Origin of the sequence: Pseudomonas sp. HB05 (assembly GCF_016756915.1) — a bacterium.
In the GTDB taxonomy this organism is placed as follows: Bacteria; Pseudomonadota; Gammaproteobacteria; order Pseudomonadales; family Pseudomonadaceae; genus Aquipseudomonas; species Aquipseudomonas alvandae.
In genome coordinates this window covers 453,436-474,426 of the sequence record NZ_JAESPG010000001.1, presented here as the reverse complement: position 1 = coordinate 474,426, position 20,991 = coordinate 453,436, and the positions used below count along the sequence as shown (strand labels likewise).

Sequence of the window (20,991 nt, the reverse complement as noted above, 5' to 3'; positions counted from 1 at the left end):
GAAATTTGGAGAAAATCCATGACCATCCAAGCCCTCGACACGACCAGCGTTGCCTCCACCGCTGCCAAGCCCGGCGGCAGCCCCCACGCGCGAGCCGAGACCAGCGATGTCAGCTGGTTCAACGCACAGATGCACGAAAAACCGCCAGTCCCCGACAGCGAAAACAACGTCGCGGCGAGGATCATCGATTCGCTGTCCAGCCGCTCCGGCGAATTGCAGCGGCTGGATGATCGCGCCAACCGCGACATGCTCAAGGCCATCCGCACCGCCGATCCGCAAGACATGTTGCAGTCGAACCGGTCGCTGTCGTCCTTCCACCTGGAGAGCCTGATGACCGCGAAGATCGTCAGCAAGGGCTCCCAGGCCATCGAGAAGCTCACCAATCTCCAGTAAAGGGAAGCCGGTCATGTTCATGCGCGCATTCTCATCTCTAGTGCTGTGCCTGTTGCTCGCCGGTTGCGACGAAAGGACCGCGCTGCACAGTCATCTCTCCGAGCAGGATGCCAATGAAGTGATCGCCGAACTGGCGAACAAGAATGTCGAGGCCAGCAAGCAGGTCGACAAGGACGGGCTGACCGTACTGGTCGAGCCGGCCGACATGAACAGCGCCGTGCAGGTGCTGGAAGCGGCCGGCCTGCCTCGCCGATCGCGCTCCAGCCTGGGGGAGATCTTCCGCAAGGAAGGGGTTATTTCAACGCCGATGGAAGAGCGCGCCCGCTACATCTACGCACTGTCCCAGGAGCTCGAATCGACGCTGTCGCAAATCGATGGCGTGGTGCTCGCCCGGGTCCATGTGGTCCTGCCGGAACGGGTCGCGCCAGGCGAGCCGGTCCAACCGGCATCGGCCTCGGTGTTCATCAAGCACACCAGCGCCCTGGATCCCGACAGCATCACGCCGCGCGTGCGCAACCTGGTCGCCAGCGGGATCCCCGGCATGGCCGACGCGGCCCAGAACCCGGCCAAGCTGTCGGTGGTCTTCGTGCCCGCCGCGGCTTATCAGGAGCGGCGCAAGATGGCGTATTTCGGACCGTTCCTCATGCAGGCCGAAGACGTCGGTTATTGGCGCGCCGTGACCGTTGCGGCCAGCGTCACCTTGCTCGCGCTCTTGGCGGGCGTCTTGTATGGCGTCTATCGGTTGTGGCGCAACGGCGTGCTGGTGTTGCCGCGTTTTCTCGATCGCAAGGCTGGAACGCCGGCGCCGCAACCGAGCGGCGCGACACCGTCCCTGTTCGCAGTGAAATCCCCGGGGGCCAAGCCTGACAACAACGGGACGGCGGCATGAACGCGACGCTCGATTGGGTTCGCTGGTGGAGTCTTGCGTGGCGCGAGGCCGATCGGGACTGGTATCCGCCAGCCCTTCGCCTGTTGACCGCCCCCCAACTGGACGCCTTGGCGCGAGGGCATCATGCCGCACTGGCGCGCCGTTTTGGCATCACGCCCTGCACGCCACCCCCGCCCGATCCTTCGGTGCTTTCGCTGTGTTGCGGCACGCCCCGAACCCTGCACCTTGCTTGTCAATTGGTGGCGAACACGTGCTCGCCGCTAACGGTATCCGACGAGCTTTCCCCACAGGATCAGGCCTGGTGCGAACGCACCGCCAAGGCACTGCGTCCTGGCCATTGGCTCGAACAGGGCCTGGATTCGCTCGCACTGCTGCGCGCCTGGCTGGAGGAGCGGACCTGGGAGCGGGTGCGCCTGGCCTTTCCTCGCAGCCGGATCGTCGCCCTCGAATCGCAGCCCACCCCACAGCCGCCCGTCGCCAAGCTCAACACGCTCTGGCAGTCCGCCTGCTGGAAAGCCGAGCAAAGCCTGGCGCCAGCGACCACCCAAACGGAGATGCACGATGCTCGCCCGGCGCTCGCTTGAATTACGCCCCGAAGGTCGAGGCTTGCAACAGCCTTACATCCCTTACGAAACCCTGGTGGATTGTGGCCGTGCCCAGGCCGTACTCGAACACGCCCAGGCACAGGCCGCGCAGTTGATCGCACACGCCGCCGAGCAGGCCGACGCGGCAGTGATCGAGGCTCAAGTCCGATTCTGGGAGAACGCCGAAACCGTGCTTGCCGCTTGGGAAAGCCAGCGCCAGGCCATGTGGGAACGAATCGAGACCAGCGCCGCGCAATTGGTCAACGAGGCCCTGGGGACGCTACTGGACGATGTCCCGGAGCAGGCACGGATCGATGCGCTCGTGCGTCAGCTTGCGACCCGCCAGGACGACCCGATCGAGGCCACCCTTCGCTGCCATCCCGATGACCTGGCGCGCCTGGCGCAAAACCTGGGCGCGGCAGGCGAACGTCCCTGGACGCCCGTCGCGGACGCCAACCTGGAGGTCCACCAACTGAAGCTGGAAACGCCGGGGGGGACGTTCCTGCTCGATTGGGAAACAGCCGTCAACGCGTTGCGCCTGCCTGAACCGCAGCGGTAGCACCACGATCCCGTGGCGAGGGAGCTTGCTCCCGCTCGGCTGCGCAGCAGTCGTAAAACCGGCTAATGCGATTTATCGCCGAACAAATAGGGGCCTGCTTCGCAGGCCAGCGGGAGCAAGCTCCCTCGCCACGGGGATTGCGCGCCCCTGAAGAGTCTCATGCCTCCCCTCCGATCTTTTTCCTCGCTTTTCGCGGAACCGCCACTGGCGTAACCACCACTCATCCGGTGAATACGCCTATCTCGGAGGAACCGTCCATGTCTTCTATCGATGCCTTGCAGCGCCGCCTCGACACCTACTTCCAGCGCGCCACCGATAACGTCAACAACGCGGCGATCAATGCCGCAGAGAGCCAATCACTGGACGACATGCATTCGTTCTTCACCAGCATGAACGGCATGTCGGTCGCGGTGAACGCGGCCACTCAACAGACCACCGCCCACCACAACCTCGCCAAGGCGATCATCGATGCAATGCCATGAGCTGCGCACACAGCTCGCCCGCTGGCGCGCCAGCGTCGATGGCCCCGAGCATTTCGCCCTTGTCGTCGACGATGGCGAAGCGGTTTTCAGCACGCTCGAAGCCGGCTTGCTGGTGTCGGTCGAGTTGAACGTCGCGCTGGGCAACGAAGCGTCCCTGGAAGACGTCCTGCGGCTGGCGCACCCGAGCCTCTCGCGGTTTCCCGGTGCGCTGGCCCGTTCGCCCCAGGACGACCGGTTATGGCTACTGGCGCACCTGGCCCAGGACGCACACCTCGACGATTTGCTCGAAACGCTCGAAGCATTGCTCAACCAGCGGGACACCTGGCAGTCGGCCCTTCATAAAAGCCCACGCGCCGTCGCGCAACGTCCCTCGCACTTTCACTTGCTCGGAACAGGAATCCGCCATGCCTAACAGGTGGCTTGCACCGTACCCTTCGTTGTCCGCTGGCAAGGCAGTTCTTCGCCGGTCGATCGCGCGTCGTTGGACGAAAGCCTCGTTGCTCGCCCTGGCCTTGGCCGGCGCGCTGGGCGCGGGCATGCCGACAGAGGCGGCAGTACCGACCGACTGGAAGAACACGCCGTACGCCTACGATGCCCAGAACACGCCACTGCCCAAGGTACTCGGCGACTTTGCCAACACCTTCGGCGTGCAACTGGTGCTCGACGGCACCGTGAAAGGCACCGTCGATGGCCGGATGCGCGCTGAAAGTCCCCAGGCGTTCCTCGATCGGCTCGGCCTGGAAAATCGCTTCCAGTGGTTCATGTACGGCAACACCTTGTACGTCAGCCCGTTGCAGAACCAGGACTCCAAGCGCCTGGAAGTGTCCGCCGACGCGGCACCGGACATGAAGCAAGCCTTGATCGACATCGGCCTGCTGGACCCGCGCTTCGGTTGGGGCGAGTTGCCCGACGAAGGCGTGGTCCTGGTCTCCGGCCCGGAGCGCTACGTGCGCCTGGTGGCGCAGTTCGCCGAAGCACGCAAGACACCGGAAGAGAAGCAGGAAGTGATCAGCTTCCCGCTGCGCTACGCCACCGCCGCCGACCGCAGCGTCAAGTACCGGGGCGATACGCTGGTGATTCCCGGGGTCGCGACCATCCTCAAAGGCTTGCTGGAAAGCCGCAGCGCCGTTTCGGGCGGGATGCAGGCGGCCTCGCCCCAAGCGGCGTTCCAGAACATGCAGACCCAGCAATCCATGAGCATGGGCAACATCGAGCAATTGGCGTTGAACGGCATGGGGCGTCCGAACACCAACCGCGTGCAGCCCGGCGGGAACGGGGGCAGCGGCGGCCGCGGCCGGATCCGCGTCGAAGCCGACGTGCGCAACAACGCGGTGCTCATCTACGACTCACCCAAACGGCGGGAGATCTACACACCGCTGATCCGTGATGTGGACGTGCCGCGCAAGCTCGTGGAAATTGACGCGATCATCCTCGACATCGACCGCACCCAACTGGCCGAGCTGGCGTCGAACTGGAACGTTGAAAGCGGCGACCTGATTGGCGGCGCCTCGATGATTCGTCCCGGCGCCAGCTCGACGGTGTTCATCCAGGACTACGGCGATTTCTCCGCGCAACTGCGCGCCCTGGAAGGTCGCGGCCTGGCCTCGGTGGTGGCCAATCCATCGGTGTTGACCCTGGAAAACCAGCCGGCGGTCATCGACTTCAGCAAGACCGAATACATCTCCGCCATCGGCGAACGCGTGGCCACCGTCGAGCCCATCACGGCCGGCACCAGCCTGCAGGTCGTGCCTCACGCCATCGAAACCGGTGGCCGCAACCAGATCCAGATGTCCCTGGACATCGAGGACGGTCGCATCGAACCCTCGGAAGTCGGCCAACAGACCCCCAGCGTGCGCCGGGGCGTGGTCAGCACCCAGGCAGTGATGGGTGAAAGCCGCTCGTTGGTGGTGGGTGGCTTTCATACCGAAGAAACCGGGGACAACCTTGAGCGCGTGCCGTGGCTGGGGCGTATCCCGCTGATCGGACCGCTGCTGTTCTCCTCGACCACGCGCGAGACCAGTCGCCGCGAACGGGTGTTCATCCTCACGCCCCGCCTGATCGGTGACCAGGTCGACCCGGCTCGCTACATCTCCGCACTTGACCGTGAACAAGTGGACAGCGCCATGGCGCGCCTGGAAGAGCGGCGCAACGGCACGCGGCCCGTCGGTCGCGTCGAGGTCAGCGATGTCCTCGCGCAACTGGCCGACGGCAATATCCCGGCGACGTTCAAGCAGGCCGCCTCGATCCCCTATTCACCCGACACGCTGTGTGCGTTGCAGCCTGGCTTGTCCCTGGACGCCACGAGAGCCCAATGGTTCGCCGGCCCCGACTACGGAATCGCCGTGGGCGTGGTGCGCAACGAGGGCAGTCATCGGCTGCGCTTCGACGAGGCGAGCTGCAGCACCCGCTGGACGCTGGCCGCTTCCGCCTGGCCGAAGGTGTGGCTTGAGCCGGGCGAAGAAACGGAAGTCTTCGTCGTCATGAAACAACCCAAGCGCACGCCAGGCGGCGGACGCTCTTCTCTCCTGCAAACCAGTGCGAGGACCACGCCATGAGTCGCACGCTGAAGCTACTCATCTTATTGCTGAGCCTGCCGGTGTTTGCCGGCTGCGCAAGCCGCTGGGGCTGCCAGGGCGATGCCTGCGACCGCGCCGAACCCGACACCGGCCGGCTGGTGATCTGGTGGTCGCCGGGCATGCGCGGCGGCCTGGGTTCACCTGAACACCCGCTCGACCACACGGTCGTTCCACTGGAGAACTGAAACGGTATGTCTTTTTCGGTACACAGCGTAAGCACGCGCCAGGCTTTTCAGAAAAACATCATCGCCGGCATCGCGACGTATTGGGAAATTGCCCCGGGCATCGAGTTCTGCCTGCGACGTGAACCCCACAGCGTGGGGCTGGCCTTGCAAGTGCACAGCCAGGCGCTGCGGGCGAACCAGATGCAGCACGCGCTCGAACGACGTTTCGCCCAGCCGGGAGACTACGCGCAGCTGTTCCTGTTTCTTGATCCGCAGCGCGCATTGGTGGTTTGGCAGGCCCTGCCGGAATCACCGATATCGTCGCAAATGCTCGACGAGATCCAGTCCCGGCAGTTGGCGCTGCTGGGCCTGGAAGACCTCGACGATTATTCGGTGGCTTATTAACGAGCTGCCTGGCCACGGATCTGGCTCACCTGTGGCGAGGGTTCATGATTTTTTGTTGAGGAGATTTTCCATGACCGCTCCACCCATCGCCCAGCGCCTGATCGCGGCCCTAGCGGAACACTTGAATGCGGACCTTCAGCTGGAGGGCGGCGTCTGTGCGTTGTATGACGCGAGCAACCGCGAAGCCGTGGTCATCGAGCTGCCCGAACATGGCGATCTCGCCATCCTCCACTGCGCGGTCGACGTGCCAGCCCATATGCCCGGCCTGCACAAGCGCTTGCTGGAGCTCAACTTTCGATTGGACTTGCTCGCCGGCAGTTGGCTGGCCCTGGACGATAAGGGCACCGTTCGCTTGTGTGCCCACTGCCCATTGTCGATGCTCGACGAAGCGCAGTTCTGCCATTGGGTCGTGGGTTTCATCGGCCAGGTCGGCGAGGTGCGTACACGCTGGATGCCATCCGCAGCACCCACGGCTTCACGTCCAGCCTCGCTCAACGCGAGCCGTGCCCGGCTGGTCTAGACAACGAACGTGGCGAGGGAGCTTGCTCCCGCTGGGCTGCGCAGCAGACCCGTTTTTTGTGAGGGCTTCGCCCTCAAGCGGGAGCAAGCTCCCTCGCCACGGGGTGTTTCTGCTGGGCCATTGCGGTCCTTACCGAAGCTTCATCGCTTCACCGCCCTCCTGCATGACTTTCCTGGCGCTGTCCATGAAGCCCTTGGTCACCTCCGTCACCGTATCGCTCATCAACTTGGCCATGTCGGCGGAGCTTTTGACCAGCACCATGGTGCTCTGACGCTCCTCCATTCCCATCTGCATCTGGAACTGCTTTTCCATCAGCGCTTTCTGACGGGTCTCCATCTCGCTCATGAACGAGTCGGGCGTGCGAGACGGTGGCGTGGAGCTGGACCTTTGCGTGTCATCCAGCGGCCGATCGTCGGACGCCGCCGTGCGGTTCGCGCCCCGAGTGCGGGGCCGGCCACGTTGGTGCACCGCAGGGGGGACCGATGATGAACGTCCAAGCCCATGCAGGCTTTGGGTGCCGGTGCGCTGCTGGGCGTCGCGAGGTTGCTGGCTCAACGAGGGTGAGCGCGATGAGTGCAAACCTTCGGCGCCATGCAGGGCACCGGTGCCCCTTATGGACAGCGGATTGGGTTCAGGCATGGAAAATCTCCTCGAGTCGATGGGCGTGCAATGCGCACGGTTGGCAAGCCGGCATCGTCCGGGCGAGTCCGACTCACTACCTGAGTGGCGCCCGCGTACGCATCGGTTCCATTGGCCTCAACGCAGGTTCAATTCCGGAATTTCGATCACCTCGCCCTTGGCCTCGTCGTCCAGCTCGCGCAGGACCCGATAGATGTGCGCGACGGCCTGGAGCGTTTCCCTCGGGATATAACCGCCAACGTCTTCGCGGTAGATCGTTCGCGCCAGCCAGATGCACTGGATCACCGGGACGCGCGTAGCCTTGGCCCGCTCGATCAGCGCGCGGGCATCGGCATCGACACCTTTGGTGATCAACTGCGGCAACGGTGTTTGCTCGGGACGGTAGAACAACGCGACGGCATAGTGAGTCGGGTTGACCACCAACATGTCGGCTTCCTCCACCGGCTTGGTTTCCTGGCTGGCGGGCTGGTCGATCAACTGTCGGGCCAGGCTGCGGCGGTGCATCTTGACGTGGGGGTCGCCTTCCATTTCCTTGAACTCTTTGCGCACCTCCTCTTCGCTCATGCGCAGCCGCTTGGCGAAGAAGTATTTCTGCAGGCCGAAATCGAGGATCGCCAGCACCAGCAACACGCCCAGGCAGATGTGCATGATGTGCCGGAACAGGCCGGCCAGCCCGCGCCAATACCCGTTCAGGTCGCCATTGACCAGGCTGATCAACGAGCCGAGGGCCGGCATCGTCACCAGGTAAAGCACGCTGGCGATGAACACTGCCTTGACCAGGCCCATGAACAACTGGATCAGCGCCTGGGCGGAGAACATCTGCTGGGCCTGGTTCAGCGGATTCAGACGGTTCGGATCAGGTTGAAGGGCCTCGGGCGCGAACAGGAAGCCAAACTGTACCCAACCGGCGATCAGCCGCGTGGCAATGGCCAACCCCACGGTCATCAAGGTGAAGTTGAGCAACACCCCGCCGGCGTGGGCCAGGGTTTCCTCGAAGGCGCGCACGAAGTCAACGTCCAACCGGTGCAGCGGGAACGCGACCATGTCGCCCAGCGCCTGCATGCTGCTGTCGGCCTGGGTCAACGCCACTTCGGTGATTGCCGTGAGCACCAGCAGGCTGCTCAAATCCTGGCTCTGGCCGACCTGACCCTTCTTGCGCGCGTCGCGGATTTTCTTCGGTGTCGCCTGCTTGGTCTTTTCGCCGCTGTCTTCGCTCATGAACGAGCCCCTCCTTCAGGGCGCCGGTATCAACAGATGCAGCAGATGGCGGATTTCCCCGTATCGGCTGAGACGGCCGGTCATCGCGTCCCACAACGTGGGCAGGTAGAACAGCAGGAAGCCCAGGCCGACCAGGCTCTTGGCCGGCATGGCGAGGACGAACACCTGCAACTGCGGGCTGTACAGGCTGAGCAAGGCCAGGGCGAACTCCACCAGCAACAGCAAGCCGATGAAGGGCGCGGCGTAGAGCATCATGTGCATGAACATTTCGCCGAGCAGCCCGAGAAACACCCCAAAGCCATCCGCGCCGGGCAACGGGAACCAGACCGTGGGCGACCACACCAGGTAGCTGTCCCAGATCACCTGGGTCAGCGTGCCGATGCCCAAGGTGGCGACCAGCAACAGGATGGTCATTTCCTTGAACAGATGGCCCAAGGGCGTCGTATCCGTGCCGAGGGCCGGATTCAATTGCCCGCCGATGAGCGCGCCGCGCTGGTTGTCGAGCAAGGCCCCTACCGATTCGTAGAGCCAGAACGGCATCGCCAGCAGCACACCCAGGAGCAAGCCCAGCAGCACCTCCTTGAACATCAGCCCGCCGAGGGTCAGCCAGTCGGCCTGTGCGTCGATCAACGCCTGGCGAATACCCGGCGCGGGCAGCATGCCCAGGGCGAACACCACGGCATGGCGCGGCAAGCCTCGCAGATGCTGGAAGCAGAACACCGGGACCAGGTACGCCACCGGATAAATGCGCGCCATGCCGAGGGCGATCGACAGCAGCAAGTCGAAATACGGGACGAACGCCTGGGCCGTCATCAGGTGCTGGCCATCATTTCAAATGCCCGGCGCAACAGCCCCAGCAGCTCGCCGCCAATCCAGCGACCGGTGACCAGCAAGGTCAGTCCCACCGCCACCAGCTTGATCCCGAACGGCAAGGTCTGGTCCTGGATCTGCATCAACGCCTGCACCAGGGAGGTCAGCACGCCAACGATCACCGCGACGATCAAGGGCGGCGCGGACAGCAGCACCACCAACAGCATGCCTTCCTTGAACAATGTCAGCGCGTCCATCGCAGGCCCTCAAAGGTAGGAATAGAAAAGGCTGTCGAGCAACTGCGTCCAACCCTGCACGAGCACGAAGATCAGCAGCTTGAGCGGCAACGAGATGGTCATCGGCGCGACCATCTGCATGCCGAGCGCCAGCAGCAGGTTGGACACAATCAGGTCAATGACGATGAACGGGATGTAGATCAGGAACCCCATCTGGAAACCCGCTTCGAGCTCCGACAGCATGAAGGCCGGGATGAGCAGCATCAGGTCATCGCGACTGGCTTGCTCGGCGCGCTCCTTGGGCCACATCCGCTGGGTGTTTTCCAGCAGATGGGTGAGGATGTCCGGGTTGGTATTGCGCGACATGAACGCTTGCAACGGCTTGACCGCGTTCAAGGCCGAGCCCTGCAGCGCCTCGGTGCTGCTGAAATCCAGCGGCTGCTCCTTCAGTTGCTCGGCGATGTTGTGACCGACCGGCGCCATGATGAACAGCGTCGCGGCCAGGGCGATGGCGTAGAGCGCCATGTTCGGCGGCACCTGCTGCACGCCGATGGCGTTGCGGGTGATGGTCAGCACGATGGCGATCTTGAGAAAGGCGCTGCAGATGATCAGCAGCAGCGGAACCAATGAGATCCCGCCGATGAACAGCGCCAGCAGAAAGGGGTCGACCCCCTGGAAGCTCATCCAGCCACATCCACGCGAGTGACTTGCAGGCCGAGCCGACCCTCGACGTCCACCAGTTCACCCTGGGCCAAGGCCCGTTCACCATGGAACAACGTCGCCGCACCCGGTGCCACGCCCTGGACCTGGAGCACCGCGCCGGGCGCCAGGTTGCGCAGTTCGCCCAGGGTCAGGCTCAAGTGACCGCAGCGTATCGTCAGCGCCAGGGGCAAGTCGCCGAAGCGCTCGCCTGTGGCGGCAGGCCCGTGCATCGGTGCTTCTGCGGTTTGAGCATCGGCATCGTCGGGCGCCGCGAAATCCGCTGCTGTGGGCACCTCGGCGTCGGGTTCGTAGCGGGCGGTATCGTCCCAGTCGGGGGTCAGGATATCGGTGTCAGCGGTGGTACTCATATCGGTCTCCTCCAGAGCGAGCAAGGTCAGGCGCAACGGCGCGGAGCGGCTGTACACCCCGACCCGCAGGCAGTGCCGGCCGAGGCGAACCTGCCCTTGGCCGGATGGGTCGAACAAGGCGGTTTCCGGCACCAGCACGTCACCGGGGCGCAACGCCGACACCTGCCCGGCCGCCAGCACCAGGTGCCCCAGCGGCAATGGAACGTGCAGCGCAAAATGATCGTCCACCGGTGTTGTCCGCCGCTGCCAAGGCCCTGCGCGAAGCAATCCCAGCAAGGTCGACCCAGCCAGTTCCAGGTGACCCGTCGCATGGGCCGCGCCCAGCCGTGCTTCGAGCCGGCAGGGAATGCCCCGGACCGCGGGGCCGGTGGTTGGCTTGAGAAAACCGAACGCCTGGCGCAGCGGCTCGCTCAGGGTCTGCTGGAACAGCGCCCAGAACCAGGCATCGTCCGGCCCAGGCTCGGCCGGCAGGACCACCGGACATTCGCCGAACAAGCTGAGCAGCGGCCCCGGCTCGTCAAGCGCCAAGACGCCATGGGTGCACTCGAGCAAACACGACCCGCCTCCCACGGCGCCGCTGTCCAGGGTCAGTTCCAGCAAGCCCGTCTCGCCCGCCACCTCGAAAGACAAGCTGACGCCCGTTCCCAATCGCTGCCGGGCGACGGCGTCATCGCCGCTCATCGGTGGCAGCGCCAAAGCCTGTACGCTCATGTCACGCTCGCCTCTTCTTCGTGGGTCACGCGCACCACCACCGGTTGGCCCAGGCTTTGGGCCAGTGCCTCTTCGAGGCGCCCGGTTCGACTCGACAGCCGCGCGCGCGTCTCTTCGCTTTCGCCGCTCAGGCCGATGTCCCAGCCGGACGTCCCGCCCAGCCGCTGGGCAGTCACCCTGATCCGGCCCAGATGAGGAAGGTGCAGCAGCAGGTCCAGTTGCTGGTCGAGGGTGGCCTGGAGGCGTGGCGAGAGCTGATCGACAAATGCCTCCACTTCACCACCCTCCAGATTCACCAATCCCGATAGGGAGCCGGTGCCCGCCATGTCGTCCTCGGAGCCGCCCCGTGGCGCATCGACCCACTGGCGAAACCAGTAGCCGTCGCTGCGTTCTGCCGTCACCTCGGGGTCGCGCCCGGTGGCAGGCAAAGGCTCGCGCGCCATTGGGCGACTGGGCCGGCTCACTTGGGCAAGCGGTTGCTCATACGCATTCGGCGCGTGACGAACAGGGGCCGCCGCAGGGGCGCCATGGGGCGACGGTCCACCGTGCACAGAGCGTTCATTCATCACCGGAGACCTCCACCAGGTAATCCATCATTGCGCTGAGCTTTTCCAGGTCACGCCTGCGCCCTTGCAGGCGCTCCAGGGCAGCTTCGGTGTCGCGTGCCTGTTGCGCCTGTTCGTCGTCGAGCGCCTGCAAGGCCTGCGCTTGCTCGGCCAACTCGCCGATCAAGCGTCGCTCCTCGATGCTCCAGGCGTTGAGTTCGCAGACGCTCAGCGCGCGGCCACGGTGCTCGCCGTATAACGCCTCGCGCTGTGCCGCCTGCTGCTCGCTCGCGGCCTGCCAGCGCGCCCGCGCGGCGACGACCGCTGCTTCGCGCTCGCGCAACAGGTCGCGCTGTTGGCGCCAGGCCCGTTCGGCTTGCGCTTCGCGGTGCCGACGCACCGGCGCCAGGGCATCCAGATCAGCCCGGGACATAAGCGGTCAACTGCTGGAGATGGGCGAGCGTCGACGCAAACGGCTCGGGCTCGCGCAGGTCCTGGCGCAGGAATGCGTCCAGGGCACCGCGCGACTCCACCGCCAGGTCGGTCAAGGGGTCGGCGCCGGCCTGGTATTCGCCCAGGCGCAGCATCAGCTCGATCTGATCGTAGGCCGACAGCAAGCGGCGCAGATTGATGCCCGCGCGCAGGTGCTCGGCCTCGGCCACATTGGCCAAGGTTCGCGACAGGCTGGCAAGCACGTCGATGGCCGGGTAATGACCGCGCTCGGCGAGTTTGCGCGACAGGACGATGTGGCCGTCGAGCAGCGAACGGACTTCGTCCGCCACCGGATCGTTCATGGAGTCCTGCTCGATGAGCACGGTATAGAGCGCGGTGATCGCCCCGTCATTGCTCAACCCCGCCCGCTCCACCAGGCGCGGCAACAGGCTGTACACCGAAGGAGGCAAGCCGCCCCGCCCCAACGGCTCGCCCGCCGCCAGGCCAATTTCCCGTTGGGCGCGGGCGAACCGGGTCAGCGAATCGATGAGCAGCAAGACCCGCTGGCCCCGGGCACGAAAACCCTCGGCCAGGGCCGTGGCGGTGAATGCCGCGCGGGCGCGTTCCATGCTGGAACGGTCGGACGTGGCGCACACCAGGACTGCACGGGCCCGCAGTTCATCATCCAGTTCATGGTCGAGGAATTCCCGCAGCTCGCGCCCGCGCTCGCCGATCAGCCCGAAAACGATCACATCACATTCAACGTTGCGGGCGATCTCCGCCAACAACGTGGTCTTGCCGCAACCGGCGCCGGCGAACAGCCCGACCCGCTGGCCTTCGCCAAGCGTCAGCGCGCCGTCGATGGCGCGTACGCCAGTCATCAACGGTCGCTGGATGCGCGGCCGTGCGGTCGGCGGCGGGGCTTCGCCGATCACTTGCGAGGCCTCCGGCACTTGAGGCCCGGCGAACGCGCCTACGCCATCTTCAAGCAAAGGCCGGCCAAAGCCATCCAGCACCTGCCCCAGCAACTGCGGGCCGACGGTCACCCGATGCGGCATGCCCAGCGGCTCCACCGCCGCACCTACGCGAACACCCTCCAGGCCACCCAAGGCGCTGAGCAAGGCGTCGTGCTGGTCGAAGCCGACGATCTCGGCGAGCAATGGCTCACGCCCGTCACGCTCGACCTGGCAGAGGTCACCGATCTGCGCCCCCGGCAGCCGGCACTGCAACAAGATCCCGCTGACCCGCTGCACCCGTCCGCGCACCATCACCGGCGCGAATCGGCGCAGGCGTGCCCGCTGCCCGGCTTCCCAGGTCTCCAATCGGGCGATGGCTGTGTGCATCACCACGTCACCTCGTAGCGCTGCTCGCCTTCGAAAGTGACTTTGCCGCTGTCGATGGCGGTCAGTCGCAGACCGTCGATCTGATCGCCGAGGAACAGCCGGCGACCATCGGAGGTGACGACGTGACCACGCTTGCCGCCGACGATCTGGGCGATCTGGAACGGCAGTTGCGTCAGCCGTTCCTTGACGCTGGCCGTGATCTCCACTGACGTAGCGTAGCGAGCGTGGAAACGCTCCATCAGCCGCTCGACCACCGCCAGGCGCTGGCGCGGCAGCTCGCCCACCAGCGCCAGCCGACCGTCCTGGACCTCGACCCGGACATTGGCATCCAGGTCGCGCTCCTGGAGCATGCGATCCAGCTCCAGGCGAACCGCCTCCACTGTGTCCAATGCAGCCTTGGCCGGCTTGTGCTGCTGCGCCGCACTGGGCGCTACCGTCGGTGCCGGTTGGCTGGTAAAGGCCCACGCGCTGGAGGCGACGGTGATCACCGCCGCAGCGATTCCCAGGCGCTTGGGCCACGACGGCCGTGCCGCGGTTTTTTGGGTGTCACGGTCCGCCGTCAAGTGCGCAGCATCATCCAGTGCCGCTTCTTCAGGCCAAGGCTGATCGGCCGGGGCCAGGCACAACCAGACGCCGGCGATGGAAAAAGGTGTATTGCCTGGCAAAGGCTCGGTCGCGGCCCAAGGCTGGCCTTGTCCGTTGCAAACCACGCCCTCCAGCGACGCCAGCAGCCACTGGCCCTGGACTAGGCTGACGGCAGCGTGACGCCCGCAGATGCCTGGGTCGTAGAGCGCGAGATCGGCGTCTTCCGCCGCCCCGACAACCCATTGCTCACCCACCAGCGGCAATGCCGCCCCCCGGTGCAGACCACTCAATACGCGTAGCTCGAACATGGCCAATTTCCTCAAGGCGCGACCGAAGTGCGCCGACAATCCGCTTGAACGACGGGGCACGGGCGGCCCTCGTCCACTGTCACAGCCAGGCCATCGGACGCGCCTGGTTTCACATCGCTACGCCTGGCATCGCGGCTGGCGCGCCAAGCGCAAGAACACGTCATGCGGCATCCTCGATCTGGAGGGCTTCCTGCTCCAGATCAAAGCGCCCCAGCACGGTGACCTGGGCATTGCTGTGCAACTCGCTGAAGGCCAGCACCGGCACATGGTTGAACTCGTCGCGCAACAGATCCCGCAGCGGCGCGCGCAAGTCCTGCGCCACCAACAGCACCGCCGTCCGCTTGGCCCGCAGCGGGAAACCTTCGCGCAGTTGCAGGACCAGGGCGCGGGTGTGCACGCTCTCCAGGGCAAAGAAGGTTTCGGTCTGGGTCTGGCGCAGCGCGTCGCGCAGCAACCCTTCGGTCTCTGGCGTCAGCAGCCAGACGTGCAGGCCGTTTTCATCGCGGTACTGGTGGTAGATTTGCCACTTCAAGGCGATGCGCGCGTAGTCGGTCAGCGCGCCGACGTCCCGCTCGTGCTGGCCGTGCTCGATCAACGACTCGGCGATCAGCCGCACCGCCCGCAGCGGCACGCCCTCGCCCGCCAGGCGTTGCAGCACGGCAGCGAAACGGGCCAGGGGCATGGTTCGTTGCAGTTCCTGCACCAGCTCTGGCTGGCCGGCTTCGAGCCAACTGAGAATCGACTTGCTCTCTTGCAAGCCGAGGAACTGCGGCCCGGTGGCAAACATGGCGCGGCTCATGCGCTCCACCAGCAACTCTCCCGCCGGTACCGCTTCCACGCGTTCGTCCGCCAGCAACGGGTCGTCGGGGGCCAGCCAGAGCCATTGATGCTCGTCGCGTACTTCGCTGCCGACCCGGGCATCCTGCGGTTCGAACGGCAGCGGCCCGCGGGCGACGGCGACGCGGTCACCAAACGTGGCGCGCAGCATCGGCACCTCGTGCACGCAGAAGCGGAATTCGTCGTCTTCCAGGCGCGCGCTGTATTCGATCTCGAACGGCGGCAAGGTCAGGCCAAAACCGGCGACCAGCGCGTTGCGTTTCTTGCGGATCGCCTGGATGACCTCGTCGGCGGCCGGGTTGCCTTGCATCGACTTGGAGAACTGCAAGAGATAGGCACGGGTCGGGTCGAAGCTGCGCAAATCCTCGGCGCCATTCTGCTCCGGTGTGACGCTGGCTTGAGGCTGCTCGCCCTCCCGCGCCTGTCGCGCACGGCCATACAGCTGGACGATGCCCGCGGTGCCGGTGATCACGGCGATGACGATGAACACCAGCGTCGGCATGCCGGGCAATGCGGCAAAGCCGAGCATGCCCACCGAAGCGATGACCCAGGCCTTGGGTTCGGCGGTCAATTGCTTGGCGATTTCCTTGCCGACGCTGCTGCCCGCCGGCTGCCCTTCCGGCGATACGCGGGTGATGATCATGCCGGCGGTGAGGGAAATCAGCAGTGCCGGAATTTGCGCAATGAGGCCGTCGCCGATGGTCAACACGGCATACAAGTGCATCGACTCGGACGCGCTCATATCGTGCTGGACCATGCCGACCGAAAAGCCGCCGATGAGGTTGATCACCACGATCACCAGGCCGGCGATGGCGTCGCCCTTGACGAACTTCATCGCCCCGTCCATCGCCCCGAACAGTTGGCTTTCCTTGTTCAATTCCTCGCGACGACGGCGCGCTTCGCTGACGTCGATCAGGTTGGCCCGCAGGTCGCTGTCGATGGACATCTGCTTGCCCGGCAAGGCATCCAGGGTGAACCGCGCCGCCACTTCGGCAACCCGCTCCGAGCCCTTGGTGATCACCAGGAAGTTGACCACCGTGAGGATGAGGAAGATCACCAGCCCGACGGCCAGGTTGCCCCCGACCACGAAATTGCCGAACGCCTGGACGATATGGCCAGCGTCGCCCTGGAGCAGGATCAACCGCGTGGTCGCCACCGACAGTGCCAAGCGGAACAACGTGGTCAGCAGCAGCACCGCTGGAAACGAGGAAAACGCCAGCGGTCGGGGCAGGTACAGCGAGAGCACGATCAACAGGCAGGAAATACAGATGTTGATGGCGATCAGCGCATCGACGACTGAGGTCGGCAACGGCAGGATCAGCATGAACACGATGCCAAGCACGACGAACGCCCCGGCCACTTCGATACGCCGCACCGCCGCGTTGGCGACCTTGTTCAGCAGGGCAATCATGACCGCGCCCCAATGACCGGTTCGGCGGTCTGTCCACGGGTCTCGCCACGGGAACGTTCATCGAGCAGCACCAGCAGATTCTTCAGCGCGGTCTGGCGGCTTTTCGCATCTCGCCAGAGCGCCAACGGCAAGCGCTTGAGCAAGGGATACAAGCCGTTCAAGGAAACCAGTTGATCATGCTCCTCGTCCCCTCCCAGTTCGCGACCGATACGCCGCACTTCCGCCGAAGACAGGCCGCTGCTGACAAACCCGAGCATGCGTTGCAGCAGCAGGACGGCGGTGAGCTGGCTGGACGGGCAACTGTAGGCCAGTTGCTCCAGCAGACGGCGACAGCTTTGCAGCACGCTGCCCAGTTGCGTCGAGGCAGCCAGGCCGATCAGCAGCGTACGCAGCAAGGGCGTAGGCCGCGAAGGCGCGTGGGCGGCGATGTCGTCGGCCAGCGCGCGGCGCATCATGTCCAGCCCGGACACGAATGCCGTTTCGCCGAACAGGCCAAGCAACGCCTGCATCATGGTCGGCAACGATTGCTTGAGCACCACGGTGTCGTAATAGAGGCGACGTACCGCCTGGCGCAATTCAGGATCGCCACCGGCGGCACGCAGGGCCTCGGCGATGTTCATGCCGGCCTGGATCTGCGCACCGTAACGCTCGCGCAGCAGTTGCAGGTAGTCGCGGGCGCGCTTGGCCTCGACAAGACGACCTTGCGCCTCGGCGTCCAGCAACGTTTGCTGGAGGATCAGGTCAGTCCGGGCCGGATCGCCGCCGGTAGACTGCACCACCTCTTCCAATACCGGCTCGCCCATCAGCAGCACACCGGCCTGGGCCGCCATGGCACTCAGGCTCTGCTTGCCTGGATGGCCAAGCTGGTCGTACCACTCTTCCAACTGCTCGCGGGTTTCGACCCGTGTCCGGCCCACCTCACTGCGGGCGTTGCGAATGCGCCGCTGGCTCAGCGCCTTGGTGTTGCGCTCCACGTGATGACTGAAGGTCATGCCGACCTCCTCCATCGAATTGGACTGCGCGACCTGCGTCGATTCCACAGGCCTGCCAACGCCCGCGACTGCCGAAACGGCCTGGGCGAGATTGACGGCAATGTGCGCATTGGTCGGGGCTTCTACTTTCATGACAAACCGGGAGCGTGGTTTCGGACGCTCAGTGGGTGGCGCCGATCCCGCATTCGGTTCCATGGCCGATCAGGCCTTTTTCGATCTCATCGGCGACACCTTCCGCATGCCGATTTTCGACGGTCCGTGCGGTGCAATTTCATGCAGTGAATTCTTTGAAAGTCGTGCACGAGCTTGCACAAATAGAGCTTTAGCACTAACAAAAATACTTTGAATATCAGTTAGATAGATTATGAAAGCGGCTTGGCACAGGTCCTGCTGAAGGGGGAACGCCGACATACGGATCGGCGCTATGGAACCTACTCAGAGGGATTTATCAATGAACAGCCTGAACCTCATGCTGCCCCCGCAAACCTCCTCGAAACGCCCAGGCACGCCGGGCGTCAGTTTCGGCGAGGAACGTAAGCTCCGTCTGTTTGTGCAAAAGCGTGTGCTCAACCAGGACGACGCCGACGACATCATCCAACTCACTTACCTGGAAGCCTGGCGCAACCAGGAGAAGTTCAAGGGACTGGCCAAGCCGGACACCTGGCTGTGCGGCATCGCCCTCAACCTGATCCGCAATCACTTCCGCCGCTTCTACGCGCAACCGCCACTGAGCACGTTCGACGAAAGCGATTTCAACGAATCCAGCGAAGACATCGACCTGAGTGAACTGTGCGATAACCGCCGGCTGCTGGACCGCACGCTGTCTGCCATGGACGCGCTGCCCAAGGACATGCGCGAAACCCTGTGGACCGCCGTGGACACCGAGAGCAGCTACCGCGATGCCGCCGAACGGCTGGGCGTGCCCATCGGCACCGTACGCTCGCGGCTGTTTCGCGCCCGTGAACAACTCAAGCGCAGCGTCTACGGAGAAGCCCGGCCATGACCCATAATCGTCTGAACAGCCGACCCGACCTGCCACGCGGCGTGCGCCGCTATACCCCCGACGACCTGCCGGTGATGACGGATATCTTCAACGAAAGCGCTCTGGGCGGCACCAGTTCCCCCGTGCTCAGAGCGTTTTCCCTGAAGGAAATGACTTTCTTCGTCGATTGCTTCGTCAAGGAAGGTGATCCGATCTACGTGCTCGAACGTGGCGGTGAAGTGGTCGCCTGGTTGATCGTCAACCGCTTCTGCTGGGGCGCCCAGGCCTGCCGGCTGACCGGCGAAGTATCGATCTACGTGCGCAACGACCACATTGGCAGCGGCGTCGGCATTCGCCTGGGCCAGGCAGCGGTGGTGTTGGCCAAGCGGTACGGTTTCGAAACGTTGGTGGCCTGGATCATCGAGCACAACGAGGCGAGCAAACGTGGCGTGCAGGGATTGGGCGCGACGCAATGGGGCCGTTTCCCGGGTATCGCCCGGTTCGCTGACAAGCGCGCGGACGTGGTGCTTTATGGGTTGGACCTGATGCCCATCGACACGGCATCCACTACCGCTTCAGCGCCTGTGCAAACACTGGAGACCAGCCTGGCGTGAGTCCACGGCTCGTCCGGAGGCATTGCCGGGCGAGCCGTCTCGTGAATTCAACCCATGCCATTTTTTGCACGGGGCACCACGAATCCTCGCCACAAAGGCTCAGCACTACCGAATCAATCCACCGAATCAGCCCACCGACCAGCACACCGGCAACGCATCCGGTCCCCTGAAGTTGGGCACATAACGCCAGCGCACAGCACTTGGATCAACCGCCAATCGCAGACCCGGGCAGCGCCGCAGCAAGGTGTTCAACGCAATGTCCAATTCCTGCCGGGCCAACGATGCACCCAGGCAATAATGCGTGCCCTTGCCGAACGACATGTGCGGACAGGCCGGGCGGGTGATATCCAGCCGTTCAGGATTGGCGCACATCGCCTCATCACGATTGGCCGAGCCCACCACCGCCACCACAAATTGCCCGCGTCGCAGATGTTGCCCGGCCAATTCAGTGTCCCGCGTGACGAAGCGGACCATTGCCCGTTCCACCGACGAGTCATAGCGCAAGAACTCCTCGACCGCGTCGGGCATCAGTGCCGGCTCATCACGCAACCGGACCAGCGCATCGGGGTGTTGCACGAGCGTGTGCACAGCATTGCCAATCATCGACGCCGACGTTTCGTGGCCGGCGATGATCAGCAGCGCAATCATGCTGCACAACTCGCTTCGGCTGAGCATGCGGCCCTCTTCCTCGACCTGGGCCAGGGCCGACACCAGGTCATCGGTCGGATAGGCCCGGCGCCGGTCGATCAAGGCAAGCATGTAGCCGGCGAACTCGTTGTAGCAGCGTTGCAGTTCACTCAGATCGTGGCCCACCTGCCGGACGATCATGTGGGACCAGCGGCGGAAATCGTCTCGGTCCTGAGCAGGTACGCCGAGCAGCTCGGCGATGACGGTGATCGACAGCGGGAAGGCATATTGGCTCACCACATCCATTCGCCCGCTTGGCCCAACGGCGTCCAGCAGCGACTCGGCAATCTGCTCGATACGCGGCCGCATGGCGGTCACCGCCTTCAGGGTAAACGCCTTGTTGACCAGCCGACGCAGCCGACGATGACTCTCTCCGTCACGGTTAAGCATGTGGTCATTGAGAAAGGCGATGGACTGCTCGCCCCCCAGCATCGCCGCGAACTGCGGATCGATCCGTGACGGATCGCGGGCGAAGCGCTCGCTGTCCAACAGCACCTCCTCGACCTCCCGGGCCCCGGTGACGTACCACATCGGCAACTGCCCATCGGGCTGGCTGAGGAACACCGGGGACGCTTGGCGCAACGCCGCATAATGCCGATAAGCCTCGCCGCGAAAGGCGTCGCTGTTCAAGTCGAGGGTACGCTCGTAGGGCATGGACATTCTCCGGGGGCAGGCATCGTTGCTCCTGAGTGGCGGGGGGCGCCCAAAAAGATCCCTATGAAAAAACGCTGCTCGCGACGGCGGTGGATCAGTGGCTATCAATGCAAGCTGAACGGCCGCCTTCGCGAGCAAGCTCGCTCCCACAAGGGAAATGTGGTGTGGCACCAGAGCCAGGTCGGCCCTAAGGCCGCCTCGGCTCGGCTTTTGATCTGCCAGGCCCCGTTAACCACGATGGCCGAACGCAGGCATTGTGGAGTGGGCAACCCGGCATGGATGCCGGGTTAGCCGCGCAGGGCCATGGATGGCCCATCGCGGCGGGACCACGGAGCAATGCCGGAG

The 20,991-nt window shown here is 64.6% G+C and carries 25 protein-coding genes; 12 read left to right on the top strand and 13 right to left on the bottom strand.

Annotation, left to right across the window (positions count from 1 at the left end; translation table 11 throughout):
* Positions 1 to 18: 18 nt before the first annotated feature.
* The 10 genes from sctI to JMN22_RS02145 all read left to right on the top strand — a co-directional run bounded on the left by sctI (position 19) and on the right by JMN22_RS02145 (position 6,572).
* Positions 19 to 393, top strand: coding sequence for a type III secretion system inner rod subunit SctI (gene sctI, locus JMN22_RS02190; RefSeq protein ID WP_030138392.1), 375 nt, complete (start codon positions 19 to 21; stop codon positions 391 to 393).
* Positions 394 to 406: 13 nt separating this feature from the next.
* The gene (sctJ, locus tag JMN22_RS02185) at positions 407 to 1,282 is read left to right on the top strand and encodes a type III secretion system inner membrane ring lipoprotein SctJ (RefSeq protein ID WP_198796905.1); all 876 of its coding nucleotides are present in this window, start codon (positions 407 to 409) and stop codon (positions 1,280 to 1,282) included.
* Positions 1,279 to 1,866, top strand: coding sequence for a hypothetical protein (locus tag JMN22_RS02180; RefSeq protein WP_198796906.1), 588 nt, complete (start codon positions 1,279 to 1,281; stop codon positions 1,864 to 1,866). The genes sctJ and JMN22_RS02180 overlap by 4 nt, the downstream gene beginning before the upstream one ends.
* On the top strand, positions 1,844 to 2,425 hold the full coding sequence (gene sctL / locus JMN22_RS02175) for a type III secretion system stator protein SctL (RefSeq protein ID WP_198796907.1): 582 nt from the start codon (positions 1,844 to 1,846) through the stop codon (positions 2,423 to 2,425). Before JMN22_RS02180 ends, sctL begins: the two co-directional genes overlap by 23 nt.
* Before the next feature lie 257 nt (positions 2,426 to 2,682).
* Complete coding sequence (locus tag JMN22_RS02170) at positions 2,683 to 2,907, top strand: type III secretion protein (RefSeq protein ID WP_030138396.1); 225 nt, start codon at positions 2,683 to 2,685, stop codon at positions 2,905 to 2,907.
* Positions 2,894 to 3,319 (top strand): type III secretion system chaperone, encoded by a 426-nt coding sequence (locus tag JMN22_RS02165; protein ID WP_198796908.1) that lies wholly within the window; start codon positions 2,894 to 2,896, stop codon positions 3,317 to 3,319. The genes JMN22_RS02170 and JMN22_RS02165 overlap by 14 nt, the downstream gene beginning before the upstream one ends.
* Entirely contained in the window at positions 3,312 to 5,462 is a 2,151-nt protein-coding gene (gene sctC, locus JMN22_RS02160; protein ID WP_033864418.1) for a type III secretion system outer membrane ring subunit SctC, read from the top strand. The genes JMN22_RS02165 and sctC overlap by 8 nt, the downstream gene beginning before the upstream one ends.
* On the top strand, positions 5,459 to 5,668 hold the full coding sequence (gene hrpT, locus JMN22_RS02155; RefSeq protein WP_198796909.1) for an HrpT family type III secretion system protein: 210 nt from the start codon (positions 5,459 to 5,461) through the stop codon (positions 5,666 to 5,668). The genes sctC and hrpT overlap by 4 nt, the downstream gene beginning before the upstream one ends.
* 6 nt (positions 5,669 to 5,674) lie before the next feature.
* Positions 5,675 to 6,052, top strand: a complete 378-nt coding sequence (locus JMN22_RS02150) for a hypothetical protein (RefSeq protein ID WP_030138400.1) — start codon at positions 5,675 to 5,677, stop codon at positions 6,050 to 6,052.
* A 70-nt stretch (positions 6,053 to 6,122) separates the two neighbouring features.
* A complete protein-coding gene (locus tag JMN22_RS02145) occupies positions 6,123 to 6,572 on the top strand; it encodes a type III secretion system chaperone (protein WP_030138401.1) in 450 nt (149 codons plus the stop codon).
* A 129-nt stretch (positions 6,573 to 6,701) separates the two neighbouring features.
* Here JMN22_RS02145 and JMN22_RS02140 read toward each other — a convergent pair whose 3' ends face one another.
* From JMN22_RS02140 to JMN22_RS02085, 12 genes are all read right to left on the bottom strand, one after another.
* On the bottom strand, positions 6,702 to 7,211 hold the full coding sequence (locus JMN22_RS02140) for a type III effector (RefSeq protein ID WP_198796910.1): 510 nt from the start codon (positions 7,209 to 7,211) through the stop codon (positions 6,702 to 6,704).
* Between the two features lie 117 nt (positions 7,212 to 7,328).
* On the bottom strand, positions 7,329 to 8,429 hold the full coding sequence (gene sctU / locus JMN22_RS02135; RefSeq protein ID WP_198796911.1) for a type III secretion system export apparatus subunit SctU: 1,101 nt from the start codon (positions 8,427 to 8,429) through the stop codon (positions 7,329 to 7,331).
* A gap of 15 nt (positions 8,430 to 8,444) precedes the next feature.
* The gene (sctT, locus tag JMN22_RS02130) at positions 8,445 to 9,242 is read right to left on the bottom strand and encodes a type III secretion system export apparatus subunit SctT (protein WP_030138404.1); all 798 of its coding nucleotides are present in this window, start codon (positions 9,240 to 9,242) and stop codon (positions 8,445 to 8,447) included.
* Positions 9,242 to 9,496, bottom strand: coding sequence for a type III secretion system export apparatus subunit SctS (sctS, locus tag JMN22_RS02125; RefSeq protein ID WP_030138405.1), 255 nt, complete (start codon positions 9,494 to 9,496; stop codon positions 9,242 to 9,244). The genes sctT and sctS overlap by 1 nt, the downstream gene beginning before the upstream one ends.
* A 9-nt stretch (positions 9,497 to 9,505) precedes the next feature.
* Positions 9,506 to 10,159: a type III secretion system export apparatus subunit SctR gene (gene sctR / locus JMN22_RS02120; protein WP_030138406.1), complete on the bottom strand. Its 654-nt coding sequence runs from the start codon at positions 10,157 to 10,159 to the stop codon at positions 9,506 to 9,508.
* Positions 10,156 to 11,256 (bottom strand): type III secretion system cytoplasmic ring protein SctQ, encoded by a 1,101-nt coding sequence (sctQ, locus tag JMN22_RS02115; RefSeq protein ID WP_198796912.1) that lies wholly within the window; start codon positions 11,254 to 11,256, stop codon positions 10,156 to 10,158. The genes sctR and sctQ overlap by 4 nt, the downstream gene beginning before the upstream one ends.
* Positions 11,253 to 11,822 (bottom strand): type III secretion system HrpP C-terminal domain-containing protein, encoded by a 570-nt coding sequence (locus tag JMN22_RS02110; RefSeq protein ID WP_206768528.1) that lies wholly within the window; start codon positions 11,820 to 11,822, stop codon positions 11,253 to 11,255. The genes sctQ and JMN22_RS02110 overlap by 4 nt, the downstream gene beginning before the upstream one ends.
* The gene (locus tag JMN22_RS02105; RefSeq protein WP_198796913.1) at positions 11,815 to 12,234 is read right to left on the bottom strand and encodes a hypothetical protein; all 420 of its coding nucleotides are present in this window, start codon (positions 12,232 to 12,234) and stop codon (positions 11,815 to 11,817) included. The genes JMN22_RS02110 and JMN22_RS02105 overlap by 8 nt, the downstream gene beginning before the upstream one ends.
* Positions 12,221 to 13,576: a FliI/YscN family ATPase gene (locus JMN22_RS02100; protein WP_198796914.1), complete on the bottom strand. Its 1,356-nt coding sequence runs from the start codon at positions 13,574 to 13,576 to the stop codon at positions 12,221 to 12,223. Before JMN22_RS02100 ends, JMN22_RS02105 begins: the two co-directional genes overlap by 14 nt.
* Positions 13,576 to 14,469: an FHA domain-containing protein gene (locus JMN22_RS26635; RefSeq protein WP_198796915.1), complete on the bottom strand. Its 894-nt coding sequence runs from the start codon at positions 14,467 to 14,469 to the stop codon at positions 13,576 to 13,578. The genes JMN22_RS02100 and JMN22_RS26635 overlap by 1 nt, the downstream gene beginning before the upstream one ends.
* 160 nt (positions 14,470 to 14,629) lie before the next feature.
* Positions 14,630 to 16,717, bottom strand: coding sequence for a type III secretion system export apparatus subunit SctV (gene sctV, locus JMN22_RS02090; RefSeq protein ID WP_198796916.1), 2,088 nt, complete (start codon positions 16,715 to 16,717; stop codon positions 14,630 to 14,632).
* Positions 16,714 to 17,841 carry a TyeA family type III secretion system gatekeeper subunit gene (locus JMN22_RS02085; protein ID WP_198796917.1) on the bottom strand — a complete coding sequence of 376 codons (1,128 nt, stop codon included), beginning with the start codon at positions 17,839 to 17,841 and terminating at the stop codon, positions 16,714 to 16,716. Before JMN22_RS02085 ends, sctV begins: the two co-directional genes overlap by 4 nt.
* A 319-nt stretch (positions 17,842 to 18,160) precedes the next feature.
* On the opposite strand from JMN22_RS02085, the gene JMN22_RS02080 reads away from it, so the two are divergent.
* Positions 18,161 to 18,712: an RNA polymerase sigma factor gene (locus JMN22_RS02080; protein ID WP_030138414.1), complete on the top strand. Its 552-nt coding sequence runs from the start codon at positions 18,161 to 18,163 to the stop codon at positions 18,710 to 18,712.
* Entirely contained in the window at positions 18,709 to 19,305 is a 597-nt protein-coding gene (locus JMN22_RS02075; RefSeq protein WP_030138415.1) for a GNAT family N-acetyltransferase, read from the top strand. The genes JMN22_RS02080 and JMN22_RS02075 overlap by 4 nt, the downstream gene beginning before the upstream one ends.
* A gap of 126 nt (positions 19,306 to 19,431) precedes the next feature.
* Here the strand turns inward: JMN22_RS02075 and JMN22_RS02070 are convergent, their stop codons facing one another.
* Complete coding sequence (locus tag JMN22_RS02070) at positions 19,432 to 20,646, bottom strand: cytochrome P450 family protein (RefSeq protein WP_030138416.1); 1,215 nt, start codon at positions 20,644 to 20,646, stop codon at positions 19,432 to 19,434.
* Positions 20,647 to 20,991 lie beyond the last annotated feature (345 nt).